Below are 15,699 nucleotides of genomic sequence, written 5' to 3'. Positions count from 1 at the left end.
TCACCGAACCATGCCGCAGAAGCTGCAGGTCTACCGGCTGCTGAAGTCTGGCGCCGTCGTGCCATTTGTCCAACTGGAGTTCCTCAGTGGCGCGACGCTGGAGCGCGATTCAGATGACGAAGGTCGCGTCACGCTCTATGACGGACTGCCCCCGTACATGAATTTCGCGGCGCCCTCGGGCTTCCTTGGCAAGCAGCTTGCCCATGAGCTTGCGCCGATGCACGGCTTTCCCCAAAGCCTGTCCGAGTGGCGGGACGAGCATCGCATCACCTACTTGTTCACCCACGGTCTCAACCTCCCCGGCAACCTCGTGTTCGGCAACGCTTCCCTGCAGATGGACCTCGAGCTCCGGAAGGCAAGGCCGACACCGGTTCGAGAGAAGTCGCTCGCCTACCTGGACATGGCCTCAGCGCTGAAAGGCTCCGTCTATGGCCTTGGCGCTGGCGGCGAGCAGCCCAAGTTCCTCTGGCTCACCGAGGACGCCGGCCACGTGATCGTGAAGTTCGCCAAGCTGGGCAGCCGCATGGCGGAGCTGCTGCCGCTCGAGCACCTGGCCCTCCGATCGCTGGGCGAGGTGGGCGTGCCCGCCGCCCGCACGCAACTGCTGACCGCCGGCGACTACGTGTTCCTCGAGGTCCAGCGCTTCGATCGCGTGGGGCTCAACGGCCGCGTCGGCATGCTCTCGGCGGGCGCCGTCGATGACGAATTCTTCGGCAAGCGCGACAGCTGGTCGGAGTTCGCCGCGCGCTGCGTGGCGGCGAAGTCCCTTTCTGCCGAGGACGCCCGCCACGTGCACACCATGGCCGCCTTCAGCGAGCTGATCGGCAACGGCGATCGGCACTTCGAGAACCTCTCGCTGCTCATCGACGAGCGCGGCGAATACCAGGGCATCGCGCCCGCCTACGACATCCTGCCCATGCGATACGCTTCCATCGGCGGCGGCGTGGATCCGGATCTTCGCCCGATCGAGCCGAAGGTCGGCCCGATCGGCGCCCGGCCCGAGGTCTGGGAGCGGGCCGCCCGCGCGGCGCAGCGCTTCTGGACCGCGGCCCAGACCGAGACCCTGGCCGCGCCGCTGTCGGACGAGATGAAGGCACTCGCCGCCGAGAACCTGACGGCGGTCTGGGAGTTCGTCGCCCCTCTGGTTCCCGCTCATTCGGCCGCCGCCATCGGCGGGCGATGAGCCCACGCTCAAGGCATTCATGAAAGCACCCCCGCGACTCCAATCCCTGATCGAGGAAGGCCTGATCGACACCGTCGTGCGTCAGCTGATGAGCGGCAAGGAGGCGCTGGTCTACGTGGTGCGCTGCGGCGACGAGACCCGCTGCGCCAAGATCTACAAGGAGGCCACGCAGCGCAGCTTCCGGCAGGCCGTGGACTACACCGAGAACCGCAAGACCAAGAACAGCCGGCAGGCGCGGGCGATGGCCAAGGGCACGAAGTTCGGACGCCAGGCCCAGGAGGCCGCCTGGCAGAACGCCGAGGTCGACGCGCTGTATCGCCTGGCCGGCGCCGGCGTGCGCGTGCCGCAGCCCTACAACTTCATGGACGGCGTGCTGCTGATGGAACTCGTCGTGGACGAGCACGGCGATGCGGCGCCGCGGCTCAACGACGTGATGTTCACCGCCGAGGAAGCCCGCACCCATCACCAGAGCCTGCTGGTCGAAGTGGTGCGCATGCTCGGCGCGGGCGTGGTCCACGGCGACCTGTCCGAGTTCAACATCCTGCTGGCCGGCGACGGCCCCGTGATCATCGACCTGCCGCAGGCCGTGGACGCCGCCGGCAACAACCACGCCAAGCGCATGCTGCTGCGCGACGTCAACAACCTGCGCGACTTCTTCGGCGGCTTCGCCCCGGACCTGCTGAGCACCGACTACGGGCACGAGATCTGGGCCTTGTACGAGAGCGGCAGCCTCACGCCCGACACGCCGCTGACGGGTCGCTTCAAGCATGCGGCCGGTCCCGTCGACCTCGGCGAGGTGATCCGCGAGATCGATGACGCGGCGGACGAGGAAGCCGCGCGACGCTTGCGGATGCTCAGTTCCTGACGGCCCGGAGCGCTGCCGTGATCGCATCCCGGATCGGAAACAGGTGGTCGTTGCCGTTGAACTCCGCATCCGGGCTGTTGCCGGTATGCACGATCACGACCTTCGCCGTCGGATCCACGAAGATGTTCTGCCCGTTCGTCCCCCAGGCGAAGGAGCGCCCGCCCGCCGCCTGCGGGATCCAGACGTGCAGGCCGTAGAAGGGCACGTTCGCGGGCTGGGGCTTGTCCTTGCGCAACGCGGTCATCTGCGCGATCCAGGCCTGGGGCACGACCTGACGCTCGCCCACGCGGCCGAGGTTCATGATCAGCTGCCCCAGTCGGGCGTAATCCCGCAAGGTGGCGACGAACTGCCCTTGCACGCCCTCCTGCCCCGCCCGGTTCTTGATCCAGTAGGCGGGTGACTCGGCGCCCATCGGCCCCCACAGGCGCGTGGACAGGTAGTCGGTATTGCTCACGCCGGTGCGCGCGCTCAGCATCAGGCCGAGCACGGCCGTCACCGCGCCGTTGTAGTTGAAGACCTTGCCGGCCGGATCCTTGTCTTTCTTGCCCGCCAGATAGACGCGCATGTCGGTGAAGAGCTCGATCATCGGATTCGTGGTCTGGTTGTCCGAGACCTCGCCGGGCCGGAAGGAGTTCTTCAGCGCCACGCCCGAGCTCATGCGCAACAGGTCTTCGACGCTGTCGTCGGCGAAGGCACTGTCGCGGAAGTCGGGCAGCACCGTCGCGACGCGCTCGTCCAGGGACAGCCGGCCCTCGTCGATCGCGATGCCGATCAGCAGCGCGAGGACGGTCTTGGACATCGACGCGGACAGCAGCGCCGTCGACGGCTTCGCCTGCTGGAGGTAACGTTCGAACACGACCTGACCCTCGTGCATCACGAGGAATCCGGTGGTGCAGAACCTGCCGAAGTAGTCCTCGAGCGGGACGGCTGTCGCCGCGCCCCGCGGCTTGTAGGCCACCGCGCCCAATGGCGTCCCCGCGGGCAAGGCCTGCGGGACGGCGGCGGCCGGCGCCTCGTTGTGGAGAAAGCGCTTCTGGGGATCGACGTAGACGCCCAGGCAGCCGGAGGCCGCCTGCGCGTGCGCGACGCCGCCCAGCGCGACGATCAGGATCGCGATCACGTGATGCAGCGCGGGGCCTCGCTGCGGTCGCCAAGGTTGAAGCTGCATCATTTGTCGCGATCGTAGCTGCCGGTGCCGATGTAGACGGACCGGCTGTCGCCGTCGACGGGGAAGCTGAGCAGCCGCTCCTTGTGGCCGTCGTCGTACTCGAGCGTGATCGCGAAGCCGTCCAGTTGATATCTGCCGCGGCGACTCGCGCCATCGTCCTTCGTGCGCGTGCCGCTGCTGACCCCGACCGTCCCCAGCCCCGTGCCGACGGTGCTGCTGCCCGTGCTGCTGCTGCCCTTGCCGTCGCCATGCGACGACCCCGCGACCACGGTGCCCGTGATCGCCTGCAGGCTGCCCGTGCCGGAGGTCGCGCTGAAGCTGCGCTCGAAGCGCCCGTCCTTCGTGAAGCGGATGCCGTGCGTGGCCGACGTGCCGCCGGTGATCATGCTGCCGGTGAAGCTGCGCCGGCTGAAGCTGCCGTCCAGTCGCGCATCCTTCGGCCAGGGCCGCACCGCCTCGTGGCCCTCGGGCTTCCAGTCGCCGACGGGTCGACCGTCGTCGTCCTGCGCCTGCATGGCGTAACCCTTGCCGGCGCTGCGCCAACGCCCCCAGCGCTGCGGCTCGAGCTGGCGCGACGCGGCGACGTCGAGCTGATCGGGCGGCATCTCGGTGCGGCGGTAGACGCTGCCGTCCCGCAGCAGGAAGCGCACGTCCTCCTCCCAGCGGGTGCCGTTGATGTTGTTGGCTTCGCCGTGGATCACGACGGCCGCCAGGTCCTTGTCGCCCAGGCCCTTGCCGGGCGCGGTCGACACGCGCTGCAGCGACACCGTCTTGCGCGCCAGCGGCGTCTGCGCCAACGGCGACGGTGTCAGGCCCGACGCATCGTTGACGAGCGCGGCATCGGCGAGGTCCATCGACAAGCGGTTCAGCGAGGTGACCACACCGCGCAGCACCACCTCCTTGCCAAGCCACGATTCGGCGTTGAACTTCAGGTGGATGACCTGCTCGCCGATCCGGTCGCCCTGCTCCTGCACAAGATGGAAGTTTTCGGGACGGCTCATGTCGCGCGCCACCCGGCCCTTGACGTAGACCAGCCCGAGCTTGCGCCGGGCGGCTTCCTCGGAGATCACGAGCCAGTTGCCGCGCTGCTCCGTCAGGGCGATCACCTGGCTGGGCAGCAAGACCTGGCCCCGGGCGGGTTCGGCGGCCACGGGGAGCGGGGTGATCGGCATCACGAGATTGGCCTGCACGATCGCGCGCGCCACGGCGCCCGCCTGCGGATAGCGCGCGTCGACGTCCTTGCCGCCGCCCTGCCACTCGCGCGCAAGCGTGGCGCAGGCTTGCGGGTCGCTCAGCACGCGCTGGCGCATGGGCTCGACGAGCTTGTCCCAGGGCGCATCGCCACTGCGCCGCTGCATCATGCGGGTGAGCACCACCCGCATCGGGGCGATCTGGTAGCGCCCGCGCCAGACGACCCACGCGTCCCGCATCGGCGTGACGGAGGGGGCGCCGATCTCCTGGCACGTGTTGATCGCGGCTTCGGACATCACGTCGAAGCTCACGGCCTCGACGAGCTGACCCATGGCGGCGGCATCGGTGACCAGGCTCTTCGCGTCGGGCGCGGCCTGGGCAGGACTGGCGATCAGCGCGGCCGCACAGGCGACGGCAAAGGCGGCAGTGGCACAGGCGACGGCCAGCGCGGATCGGAGAGTCTGGAAACACATGCGATCGGATCCGGAAATTCGGAGGACCGCATCCTGCCCGCGTCCGGCGTCCCGGGCCACGGCCCGGACGGGGAAGCGTCGGTGAGGGACTTGACGCGCTGCCCGGGAACGCCTTGCCGGGCGTCCTCCGCTCACGCCGTCTGGATCGACGGCTCGCAGAGCACCGGGAAGTTCAGCGAGTTGGCGATGAAGCACTGCTCGTGCGCGTCGTGGTGCAGGCGCTGGGCGAGCTCGACATCGTCACCCGCCCGCACGGTGACGCGCGGACGCAGGACGATCTGCGTGAAGCGCCCCTTCTCGCCTTCCACCATCGTGCCCTCGGCCTCGTCCACGTAGGCGAGCACGGCGATGCCGGCTTCGGCGCAGAGGTGGAGGTACCAGAGCTTGTGACAGGCGCTGGTGGAAGCCACCAGCAGGTCCTCGGGATTCCAGCGGGTCCTGTCCCCGAGGAAGGCCGGATCGGACGATCCCAGGATCGGCGCCTTGCCCGGCGCCTCGATCGCATGGTCGCGGCGGTAGGCCTTGTAGCCCGACGTGCCGCTGCCCTGGTTGCCGGTCCACGTCACGCTGACGTGGTAGTGGTGTTCCCGATGTCCCATGGTGGGGGGCTCCTGTTGGTCATCCCGAGTCGACAACTGTGGCGACAGGACAGAAGGATCAGCCACGTCGCGCACGGCGGGCCGATTCTCTCCGACGGCAGGAAGCCCCCTCAAGGGCGGCGAGGAACGACTCGCCGATCAGCCGCGCGCGGCCTGCCGACGCCGCCGGCCGATCAGCCCCAGCAACGCGAGACCGCCCAGGCTCATCGCCGCGGTCGCGGGCTCGGGGATGGGCGGCGGGACCGCGAACGGTGTCGCGGCCAGCATCACGTTGCCGGCCACCGCGATCCCTTGGTAGATGGCGACGCTGGTGTACGGCAGGTTGAGCACCGAGGCATTCAAGTCGCCCGTGCCCAGGAAGTTCTGGCCGTCGCCCATGATGACGAGCTGGAAGTTGTGCTCCAACTCGATCGAGCTGTGCCGGAAATCGATCCGGTCGGCCTCATGCTGCAACGGGGCATTGCAGCTGGAGACGCCGGGGGCGAAGCAGTAGTCGTAGTCGTTGTAGACGACCACCTGCCCGTCGGTCCAGGTGACGGTGCCGAGTTCCGCACTGCTGAAGGTGATGGTGATGCCGCTGTACAGCAGCCGTTGCCCCTCGTCGAACTGGCCGCGGATGTCCACAGCCGAACTGGCCGTGGCGAAGTCGTAGGTGATCTGCCCCGCGACCCACCGGGTCGCTTCTGGCGGCTGGCCGCCGAAGTAGAAGGTGGAGGTCTGCGCGAACGCCTGACCGGTCGCAGCCAGGCACAGCGCGCCAACCGCCAATGCAGCCTTCGAGAGACGACAGCTCATGAGTTTCTCCGGGTGGGTGGATCTTCCCGGACCCTCGCCGATCCACGCTGTCGCCGCAATCCCTAGGTGGCCCTCGTCAGAGTGATGCAGGTGCACGTCGAAACGATGCGTCTGAGGTCACTCGTCATTCGCCGACAACCACATCTCCCTCCTGCGTTCCTGAAAGCGCCGTGAGATAGGCCAACTCCAGGCTGCGCGTGAAGGCCGGCGTGTCGAACAGTGCCGCCGAGTCGCGATTCGCTCGCAGGCGATTGCGCAGCTCGTTGAGCCTGTTGGCCTCGGTCGCGAGCGCCACCGCGGTGTCGATGTATTCGTCCCGCGTGCTCATCACCAGTTCAGGCATGCCCACGGCATGCAGCAGGCTGGACGCCATCCGGCCGGCGAAGGACTGCCCTGCCTGCGTCAGCACCGGCAGGCCCATCCACAGCGCGTCGCTGGCCGTCGTGCCGGCGTTGTACGGGAGCGTGTCGAGGAAGAGGTCCGCCGACGCCAGTCGAGCGAGATAGACCTCGCGATCGCATCGACTCGCGAAGACCAGTCGATCCGGTGCAAGGCCGAGCTCCGCGGCATGGCTGCGGAGGTTGCGGATGGCCTCGTCCCCCTCGGCCAGCAGCCAGAGCACCGAGCCAGGCACGCGCTCGAGGATCCGCGCCCACGCCGCAAACATCGATGGCGTCAGCTTCGCCGGGTTGTTGAAGCAGCAGAACACGAACGCATCCTCGGGCAGCCCCGCAGCGGCGCGCTGCCCACCGGCCGGGGGCCTCGGGCGTTGTCGATCATTGGCCTGGTACGACGGCAGGATCAGCAGCTTCTCATCGAAGAAGCTGCGGGTCCGATCGTCGACGAGCTGCGGGTCCGCGACGACGTAGTCGTACAGCCCGGATCCCGAGGTCCCGAGATAGCCCAGATAGAGCACCTGCACCGGTGCGATCCGGCTCGCGAAGATCGCGTTGCGGGAGTTGTCGGTGTAGCCCGTCAGGTCGACGGCGACGTCGATGGACAGTTCTCGGCAGATCTGGACGATCTGCTCATCGGTCTGGTGCTGGACATCGATGAACGCATCGACGCCGGCGCGCAGCCGGCGCTGCATGGGATCGTCGCTGGCGCGGCCGTAGTGGAGGATCGCGACGTCGAAGACCTGCCGGTCATGAAGCTCCAGCACCTCCGCGATCAGGTAGGCGACGGGGTGACTGTGGAAGTCGCGAGAGACGTAGGCGATGCGGATCTTGCGCCCCGTCGGGAAGCCCAGCACCCGCGGACCCGGCTGCGGTCGCGGCAGCGTCTGTGCCGCCCAGGTGCTTGCCGCCCGCTGCTGCAGCGCCGGATCGTCCGTCAGGTGTTGGACGATCAGCGGCTGCGCGACCGGTTCGCCCGCTTCGACGCGCTTCAGGAGTTCTTGTCGGTCTTGCGCATGGCGGCGCCAATCGAAGAGATGCATCGCGGCGTACAGCCTCAGGCCCGCCAGCCACGTCGTGTGCGGCGCCCGCTCGATCGCCGCATCGAAGTCCGCCACGGCCAGCGAGAACCTCCTGGCCCGGAGATGCAGGTTCGCGCGATTCTGAAGCGGCGCGGCGAGCTGCGGGTCCGCTTCGATCGCGTTGCCGAAGGCTTCCAGCGCGCCGTCGAGTGATCCGGCCTTGCGAAGCGCCATCCCCTTCAGGTTCTGGGCGACGGCATGACCAGCAGCGCCGCGTTCGAATCGATCGGCTTGCTGGAGGGCGGCGTCCAACTCGCCCGCAGTGATCAACTGGTCGATCAACGCCAGACGAAAGGTGTCGCGCTGGGGATCGTGCTCGATGGCGAGCTCGATGGCCATCCGCGCCGAGTCCGCGGCGCCGAGGTCCCGGTAGGCCAGACTCAGGCCGTGGAACGCCTTCGCATAGGTCGGCTGCAGGCCGATGGCCCGTTCGAACGCGTCCAGGGCCGCCTGGGGCTGACCGAGCTCCCGCAAGGTCACGCCCCAGTTGTGGAAGAGCACGGCATCCTGGCTGCCCGCCTCGGCCAGGGCGCGGTAACGCGTCGCCGCGTCCTGCCACAGGCCCCGGTCGACCAGGGCGTCGGCCGCCTCTCTCTCCCGGAGAGCCTTGGTGCCCTGATCGTCCTTGTGACCCTTGCCGCCCGCGAGCGCCTGTTGCTTCTGCTTGCTCAACGCGAGCCCCTCCCCGAAAGCTGGTGAGGGAATCTTAGAGGGGAACTCATAAGCACCTGCGCATCCCTTCGTAGGCAGCCGGGTCCGCCTCGGCGATCCTGACGTCGACCTTTGCCGTGTGCTCTACCGAGCATCTTCAAGCCCGGGAGTCCCGCCTCCCGGGCTCTTTCTCGTTCCTCACCGACATGACCACCCGACGTCACGCCCTCTTCGTGTTCACCGGCATTGCCGCCCTGCTCTTCTCCGGCGCGAGCCGCGCCGAGGAGATCATCAGGATCGCCGTCACCAACGGCCCGCATGCGCAGATCGCCGAGGTCGCGAAGAAGGTCGCCGCCCGTGACGGCCTCACGCTCCAGATCGTCGAGTTCTCCGACTACGTGCAGCCCAACGCCGCGCTCGACGCCGGCGACGTGCAGGCCAACAGCTACCAGCACCTGCCCTTCCTGCAGTCGCAGATCCAGGCGCGCGGCTACCAGCTCAGCGCGGTCGGCGTCACGGTCACGGCGCCGCTGGGCTTCTACTCGAAACGCGTCAAGCGGCTCGATCAGCTGCCGACCGGTGCCCGCGTCGCCATCCCCAACGATCCGACCAACAGCGGCCGCGCGCTGCAACTGCTGCACAAGGCCGGCGTCATCACGCTGAAGGCGGGCGCTGGCATCTCGGCCACGACGCTCGACATCGCCGCGAACCCGCACAAGCTGCAGATCGTCCAGGTCGACGCCGCGCAGTTGCCGCGCACGCTGGACGACGTCGACGCCAGCGCGATCAACACCAACTACGCGGTGCAGACCGGGCTCGTCCCGAGACGCGATGCGATCGCGATCGAGGACGCGAAGAGCCCCTACGCCAACCTCATCGCCGTGCGGACGCAGGACAAGGACCGCCCCTGGGTGCCGAAGCTGGTCCGGGCGTTCCAGTCGCCCGAGGTCCGGCAGTTCGTCGCGGAGCGTTTCGCGGACTCGCTCGTCGTCGCGTTCTGAGCCGGCTTCATGCGGACCGCCGCAGCCGGCCATAACCCCACAGCAGCAGCGCGCCCGCGGCCAGCACCGCGACGCCGACGATCGCGCCGGCGCTGACGTACACGACGCTGGCCCACAGCACGTACGCGCTGCAGCCGACGAACACCAGCGGCAGCGCCGGGTACAACGGCACGCGGAACGGCCGCGAATGCGCCGGCGCCTTGCGACGCAGCACCAGCACCGCCAGGCCGCTGAGCGTCATGAAGAACCAGTACACCGGCGACAGGTAGTCGACCATCGTCGAGAAGCCGCCCCGCGTCGCCGCGCCGAACGCGACCAGCGCCAGGGCCATGCCGCTGGTCGCGATCACCGCCACGGTGGGCGTGCCGCGATCCGCGTCCCAGCGCGCCAGCTGCAGCTCCGCCGCCAGATCGCGAGCCGCCGCGTAGGTCGTGCGCGGACCGGCGATCAGGATCGCGTTCATCACCGACAGCGCCGTCAGCGTCACGACGCCGACCATCGCGACTTCCGCGCCGCGGCCGAACACCACCCGCATCGACTCCGCCGCCGGGGCCGCGCTCGCGGCCAGGCCGCCCAGACCGAGCACGCGCACATAGGCCCAGTTGGCGAGCAGGTAGAGCGCCGTGACCGTTCCCAACCCCAGCAGCAGCGCGCGCACGATGCCGCGGCGCGGGTCCTTCATCTCGGACGACAAGGTCGCCGCATCGCTCCAGCCGCCGTAGGCGAGGAACACGAACACCATCGCCGTGCCCCACGAGACGGTCGCGGCACTCGCGGCGCCGACCGCCCCCGCGGCACCCTGCCCGGCGGACGTGGCCGGTGCCAGGCCTTGCCATTGCTGCACGCCCGCGCTCACGCCGAGCAGCAACAGCCCGCCGATGACCAGCGTCGTCAGCCCGAGCTGCGTGCCCAGCCCCACGCGCACGCCAAGCAGGTTCAGCCCCGTCAGCGCCACGATGAGCCCGCCCGCGAGCCATGCGCTCACGTGCTCGCCGAGCCAGGGCGAGAGGTCGACCACCTGCGCCAGGTAGTCCCCGAACACGAAACCGAGCAAGGCCATCGAGCCCGTGTGGATCACCGCGAAGCGCGACCACGCGAACAGGAAGCCGAGCCGCGCGCCGAAGGCGCGGCGCAGGAAGTGGTAATCGCCGCCGGCGTCCGGGAAGGCCGCGGCGAGTTCCGCGAAGCACAGCCCGCCGATGAAGGACAGCACGCCGCCCAACGCCCAGGCCAGGTAGAGCTGCTCCGGCGTGGCCAGGAACTGCGCCACCATCGGCGAGGTCTTGAAGATGCCCGCGCCGACCACCATGCCGATGCACAGCGCCATCGCGTGGCGGACGTCGAGGATGCGCTGCGGCTGCGCGCCGGGCGGATCGCCGGCAGGAACGGACGGGGACATGGAGGGGAGGCTCGGACGGGGGACGCGCGATGCTACTGGCGCTCCGGCCCGCGCGGCGGACTTCGTCGTGGCGACGCGACGGCATGAGCTTATGAGGGAGTCGTCTGAAGCGGAATGCGGGTTTGCGGCGTGCGCGTCGATAGGCTGGCGGCCCGTCTGCCTGCACTTGCGCCGCCCCCATGCTGAAGCTCTCTGCCACCGCCCTCGCCTCGCTGACCCTGCTGACGAGCGGCGTCCCCGCGTTCGCCCAATCCGACACCGCCCTCAGTCCCGTCCTCGTCACCGGCACGCGTGCCCGCGACCGGACGCTCGCGGACAGCCAGGTCCCCGTGGACGTGCTCTCGCGCGACGAGCTCCTGCGCGCCGCCGGTCCCGACGGCACGCTCGCCGCCGCGCTGCAGGCGCTGCTGCCGTCGTTCAACTTCCCGCGGCAGTCCAACTCCGGCGGCGCGGACCACGTGCGCGCGGCGCAGCTGCGCGGCCTGTCGCCGGACCAGGTGCTGGTGCTCGTCAACGGCAAGCGCCGTCACAGTTCGGCGCTCGTCAACCTCGAATCCAAGACCGGCAAGGGCGCGAACCCCGTCGACTTCAACACCATCCCGCTCGCCGCCGTGCAGCGCATCGAGGTCGTGCGCGACGGCGCCGGCGCGCAGTACGGCTCCGACGCCATCGCGGGCGTGGTCAACGTGATCCTCGACGAGCGCCGCAGCGGCGGCGAACTCGGCGCCGAGGCCGGTCTCTTCCACACGAAGTTCGAGCCCACCGGCCGCACGATCAACGACGGCCAGGCCCAGTCGGCCAGCCTGTCGCAAGGCTGGGCCATCGGCGAACGCGGCTTCCTGCGCGCCGGCCTCGAAGGCCTGCACCGCAACGCGACCAACCGCAGCGGCTTCGATCAACTGCCGCCGTGGGAGGACGCGACGCCCGACAACCTCGCCACCGTCGGCCAACGCAACTACGCCGCCGGCGAACCCGCCACGCGCCAGTGGCAGGCCTTCTTCAACGGCGCCGTGGACCTCACGCCGCAGCAGCAGGCCTACGCCTTCGGCACCTGGCAGCAGCGGCGCTCCACGGGCGCGGCGTACTACCGCTACCCGGACAGCTTCGCCAACCTCAAGAGCGTCTACCCGGACGGCTACCGGCCGCAGACCACCGGCGACAACCGCGACCTGCAGCTCGTCGCCGGTCTGCGCGGCGACTGGGCGGGGTGGGACTACGACCTGTCGCTCGACCACGGTCGCAACGACTTCGACTACGGCGTGCGGCATTCGCTGAACACCTCGCTCGGCGCGGCCAGTCCGACCGAGTTCCACCTCGGCGATTTCGGCACGCGGCTCACGACCGTCAACCTTGATCTGACGCGCTCCGTCACGATCCCCGGACTGAGCCGCCCGGCCACCTTGGCGGCCGGCCTCGACGGGCGTCATGAGCGCTTCGTCACCGGCGCGGGCGACGCGGCCTCTTACGCGGTCGGCGCTTTCGACGGCCCCGCCGGCGCACAGGCCGGGCCGGGTCTTCAGCAGGGCGATGCGGCGAGCCTGTCGCGCCGCGTGATCGGCGCCTACGTCGACCTGAGCGCGTCCTTCACCCGCGACTGGCAGGCCGAAGCCGCGCTGCGCCACGATCACTACAGCGACTTCGGCAACGCCACGACGGCCAAGCTGTCCTCGCGCCTGGCGCTCGCCGGGGGCTTCGCGCTGCGCGGCGCGATCTCGACCAACTTCCGCGCGCCCTCGCTGGCGCAACGCGGCTTCAGCTTCACCGTGACCGACCGCGGGGACGGCGGCGAGCTCAGCCAGATCCGCACGCTTCCGGTGGACAGTCCGATCGCTCGTTACCTCGGCGCGCAGGACCTGAAGGCGGAGCGCTCGCGCAACGCGAGCCTCGGCCTGACCTGGCAGCCCGACCGCCACTGGTCGGCGACGCTCGATGCCTACGCGATCCGCGTCAAGGACCGCGTCACGCTGTCGCAGCGGATCAGCGGCGACGGGCTGTCGCAAACGCTGGCGTCCCTCTTCGGCGTCCCGGGCATCGACGGGGTCAACTTCTTCACCAACGCGCTGGACACGCGCACGCGCGGCGCGGACCTGGTGACCGAGTGGAACGGCGCGGCACTCGACGGGGAGTTGCGGCTGTCGTGGGCCGCCGCGTTCAGCAAAACGACGGCGAGACCGCATGCCGACGCGAACGTGGGCCTGGAGGAGCTGAACACGCTGACCAACGCCGCCCCGCGCCAGCGCCACATCCTGACCGCGCAATGGCGCGGCGGCGCGTGGTCCTTGCTGAGCCGCCTGACGCGTCACGGCAGCACGACGCGCGTCTTCGACTTCGGCGACGGCTTCGTGCCCACGCAGACCTACGCGCCGGTCTGGCAGCTGGACCTGGAGGCGCAGTGGCAGGCGACCCGCGCGCTGAGCGTCAGCGTCGGCGCGGTCAACGCGACGGACCGCTACCCCAGCCGCTCGACGTCCGACATCGCGTACTTCGGCAACTTCCCCTACGACGTGCTGTCGCCGGTGGGGTTCAACGGGGCGTACTACTACGCGAGGGCGAAGTGGGTGTTCTGAGCGGCAACTACAACGGCCACAGGGCATCGATAGGCCGCTCCAGCACCCGCGCCGCCGCCGGATGGAACACCGCCGGATCCAATCGTCCCTCGGCGGCGGCGGCAGCGAGCCAACGCTCGATCGATCCGCCCTTCTCCGCCCATCGATCCTGGCGCAGCAAGCCGTACAGGCCGGCGGCGATCACGTGGATGCCGTCGTCCGATTTGCGCCAGCGATCCGCCGGATTGCGGGCCGCGCCGAGCGCCTCGCTGATCAACTGGTCCAGCGCCTGGCACAGGTCCTCGTTCAGAAGACCCGGCAGCGTCGTGTAGCCCCAGCGGGGATCGTGGTCGCGGACGATCTTCGTGATCAGCGGATCGCGACCGAGGGCCGCGAGCGCCGCCGTCGCGGCCGGGCCGTCCATCGGCACGGGCGGATGGAGCATCTCGTGCGCGGCGATGCGCACCGTGGTCGCGGTGTCGTAGTCGGCGGCCTGCAGGAAGGTCTGGCCTTGCACCTTGATGCCATGCGGCTTCGAGAACTGCAGCAGCACGATCTGGATCTCGGGATCGAAGCTCCGCCCGGTCAGCTTCTCCTGCCAGGAGATCACGTCGAAGCCGGCGAGCGCGCGCTGCACCTCGGCGATGCGCTGGTCCAGATCGTTGCCGATCCGCTCCTTGCGGAAGGCCGCGAACCCGGCGCGCTGCATCGCGCTGAAGATCGCATCGATCCGCGGCGCGGCGCGATCGAACCAGGTCCAGTCCTCCTCGCTCCAGTAGCTGCTGGCCTTGTAGCTCGGCAGGATGGCCGTCTGCCGCGACCGCAGCGCGGTCAGCAGCGTGGCGATCGTCGCGTCGTTGCCGTTGGCCGAGAACAGCACCTGCAGGTTGGGACCGAGCAAGCCGAAGCCGTCCTTTGTCGCCTCGTTCCAAAGGCGGGGCACGTCGCTGCGCACCACCTCGGGAAGACGCGGCGCGAAGGCGGCGGCGTCCTCGCCGTAGAAGTCCAGGTAGAGCTGCGTGCCCGACAGGGGGCCGAGGAAGGCGATCGCATCGAAGCCTTCCGAAGCGCGCACCTTCCATCGGGTGCGGCTGGCAGCTCGGGCATCGGGCCGGGCGTCGGCAGGCAGAGTGCAAAGCACGGACGCCACCGAAGCGATCAGCGGCACGGTCAGGAAGGTTCGTCGTTGCATGCCCCGATGCTAGGCAAGCGAGGCGCTCCGTTCTTGAACGGACTTAACCCACCCAGCGGGTCGGCGTCCGCCCGGTCAGCGCGACGATGGCGCGCGTCAGGTGGGCCTGGTCGGCGAAGCCGGTCTCGGCGGCGAGCGCCGCCATCGAGCCCTGCCAGCCCGGCAGCCGGCGCAGCGCCTGCAACGTGCGCAGCTCCAACCGGTAGCGCTTCGGACTGGTGCCGAAGGCCCGGCCGAAACCCCGGCTGAGCGACTGCGGCGCGATGCCCATGGCATCGGCCCAATCGGCGAGGCTGAGGGCCGGATCGGCTGCGAGCGCCGCGGCCAGCAAGTCCGGCCAATCGTTGAGCCGCATGGCCAAAGGGCGGAAGGTCCGGCGCAACAGCGCGGCGGCCTCGTGGGGATCGCGCTCGGCCAGCCGGGCGATCGCGTCCGCATCGTCCACATGTCCGAACGGATCGTGGAAATCGCTGCCGAGCGCCGGCAGATTCAGCACACGCGCGCCGGCGCGGAAGAACTCGTTCTGATGCGATTCGTGCTCGCCATGGAACACGGCTTGGCCGGCCTCGACACGCACCCGGCCACGATCGCCCGCCTCCACGTAGCCGCCGGCGAGCACGAGCGCGACATAGCCTTGCGCGTGGCGGTGGCGCGCCATCCGCTCGAAGGCGCGATGAACGGAGAGGGGAGCTGTCATTCGTTCAGCCTCTCACCCGCTGTCGACTCGTACAAGCCGGGGAAGTAGCGCTCCATCAGCGTCGTCGGCATCAACGGCGACGTGAATCCGAATGGCGCGTAGAGCGCATGCGCATCGCCGGTCGCCAGCGTGAACCGCCGAAGCCCTTGGAGATCGGCGTGCGACATCACGGCCTCCATCAGTCGCTTGCTGTAGCCCTTGCCGCGATGCGCGGGCAGCACGAAGACATCGACGAGGTTCGCGAAAGTCGCGCGATCCGTGATGACGCGGGCAAAGGCCACCTGCCGTCCGTCGACGAAACCGCCGAAGCACAGCGAATGCTCGATGGATCGCTCGACGACCTGGCGCGAGATTCCCTTTGCCCACGACGACTCGTTCGCGAGGAACGCGTGGATCAGGTCGATGTCCAGGTCCGACTTGTCGGTGGTGATGTGCAAGGTGATCACGTGGCGATTCGAGATG

General features: G+C 69.3%; 13 protein-coding genes. 4 read left to right on the top strand and 9 right to left on the bottom strand.

What is annotated here, in order from left to right; all coding sequences use genetic code 11:
• The first annotated feature begins 10 nt into the window (after window positions 1-10).
• Both AC07PR_RS00135 and AC07PR_RS00130 read left to right on the top strand, forming a co-directional pair.
• On the top strand, window positions 11-1,183 hold the full coding sequence (locus AC07PR_RS00135) for a HipA domain-containing protein (protein WP_495133954.1): 1,173 nt from the start codon (window positions 11-13) through the stop codon (window positions 1,181-1,183).
• 19 nt (window positions 1,184-1,202) lie between these two features.
• Entirely contained in the window at window positions 1,203-2,048 is an 846-nt protein-coding gene (locus AC07PR_RS00130; RefSeq protein WP_431103966.1) for a PA4780 family RIO1-like protein kinase, read from the top strand.
• Here the strand turns inward: AC07PR_RS00130 and AC07PR_RS00125 are convergent.
• The 5 genes from AC07PR_RS00125 to AC07PR_RS00105 all read right to left on the bottom strand — a co-directional run bounded on the left by AC07PR_RS00125 (window position 2,038) and on the right by AC07PR_RS00105 (window position 8,423).
• The gene (locus AC07PR_RS00125) at window positions 2,038-3,216 is read right to left on the bottom strand and encodes a serine hydrolase domain-containing protein (RefSeq protein ID WP_483106694.1); all 1,179 of its coding nucleotides are present in this window, start codon (window positions 3,214-3,216) and stop codon (window positions 2,038-2,040) included. The genes AC07PR_RS00130 and AC07PR_RS00125 overlap by 11 nt on opposite strands.
• On the bottom strand, window positions 3,216-4,880 hold the full coding sequence (locus tag AC07PR_RS00120) for a hypothetical protein (protein ID WP_495133953.1): 1,665 nt from the start codon (window positions 4,878-4,880) through the stop codon (window positions 3,216-3,218). Before AC07PR_RS00120 ends, AC07PR_RS00125 begins: the two co-directional genes overlap by 1 nt.
• Window positions 4,881-5,011: 131 nt before the next feature.
• On the bottom strand, window positions 5,012-5,479 hold the full coding sequence (locus AC07PR_RS00115; protein ID WP_495133952.1) for an OsmC family protein: 468 nt from the start codon (window positions 5,477-5,479) through the stop codon (window positions 5,012-5,014).
• Window positions 5,480-5,617: 138 nt separating this feature from the next.
• The gene (locus tag AC07PR_RS00110; protein WP_377154613.1) at window positions 5,618-6,274 is read right to left on the bottom strand and encodes a PEP-CTERM sorting domain-containing protein; all 657 of its coding nucleotides are present in this window, start codon (window positions 6,272-6,274) and stop codon (window positions 5,618-5,620) included.
• A gap of 124 nt (window positions 6,275-6,398) precedes the next feature.
• Window positions 6,399-8,423, bottom strand: a complete 2,025-nt coding sequence (locus AC07PR_RS00105; protein ID WP_495133951.1) for an O-linked N-acetylglucosamine transferase, SPINDLY family protein — start codon at window positions 8,421-8,423, stop codon at window positions 6,399-6,401.
• A gap of 185 nt (window positions 8,424-8,608) precedes the next feature.
• Here AC07PR_RS00105 and AC07PR_RS00100 point away from each other — a divergent pair, with 185 nt between their 5' ends.
• A complete protein-coding gene (locus tag AC07PR_RS00100; protein WP_495133950.1) occupies window positions 8,609-9,403 on the top strand; it encodes a MetQ/NlpA family ABC transporter substrate-binding protein in 795 nt (264 codons plus the stop codon).
• 7 nt (window positions 9,404-9,410) lie between these two features.
• On the opposite strand, the gene AC07PR_RS00095 is transcribed toward AC07PR_RS00100, so the two are convergent.
• Window positions 9,411-10,802 (bottom strand): APC family permease, encoded by a 1,392-nt coding sequence (locus AC07PR_RS00095; RefSeq protein ID WP_495133949.1) that lies wholly within the window; start codon window positions 10,800-10,802, stop codon window positions 9,411-9,413.
• Between the two features lie 179 nt (window positions 10,803-10,981).
• Between AC07PR_RS00095 and AC07PR_RS00090 the strand changes: the two genes are divergently transcribed.
• Window positions 10,982-13,369: a TonB-dependent receptor plug domain-containing protein gene (locus AC07PR_RS00090; protein WP_495133948.1), complete on the top strand. Its 2,388-nt coding sequence runs from the start codon at window positions 10,982-10,984 to the stop codon at window positions 13,367-13,369.
• A gap of 7 nt (window positions 13,370-13,376) precedes the next feature.
• On the opposite strand, the gene AC07PR_RS00085 is transcribed toward AC07PR_RS00090, so the two are convergent.
• The 3 genes from AC07PR_RS00085 to AC07PR_RS00075 are packed head-to-tail and all read right to left on the bottom strand — an operon-like array spanning window position 13,377 to window position 15,683.
• Window positions 13,377-14,540, bottom strand: coding sequence for a hypothetical protein (locus tag AC07PR_RS00085; protein WP_495133947.1), 1,164 nt, complete (start codon window positions 14,538-14,540; stop codon window positions 13,377-13,379).
• 43 nt (window positions 14,541-14,583) lie between these two features.
• The gene (locus tag AC07PR_RS00080; RefSeq protein ID WP_495133946.1) at window positions 14,584-15,237 is read right to left on the bottom strand and encodes an AraC family transcriptional regulator; all 654 of its coding nucleotides are present in this window, start codon (window positions 15,235-15,237) and stop codon (window positions 14,584-14,586) included.
• Window positions 15,234-15,683: a GNAT family N-acetyltransferase gene (locus AC07PR_RS00075; RefSeq protein WP_495133945.1), complete on the bottom strand. Its 450-nt coding sequence runs from the start codon at window positions 15,681-15,683 to the stop codon at window positions 15,234-15,236. Before AC07PR_RS00075 ends, AC07PR_RS00080 begins: the two co-directional genes overlap by 4 nt.
• Between the last annotated feature and the right edge of the window lie 16 nt (window positions 15,684-15,699).

It is taken from the genome of Roseateles sp. GW821-FHT09H11 (assembly GCF_059415845.1).
The sequence above is the reverse complement of the archived record's forward strand: the minus strand, read 5'-3'. Positions and strand labels throughout refer to the sequence as shown.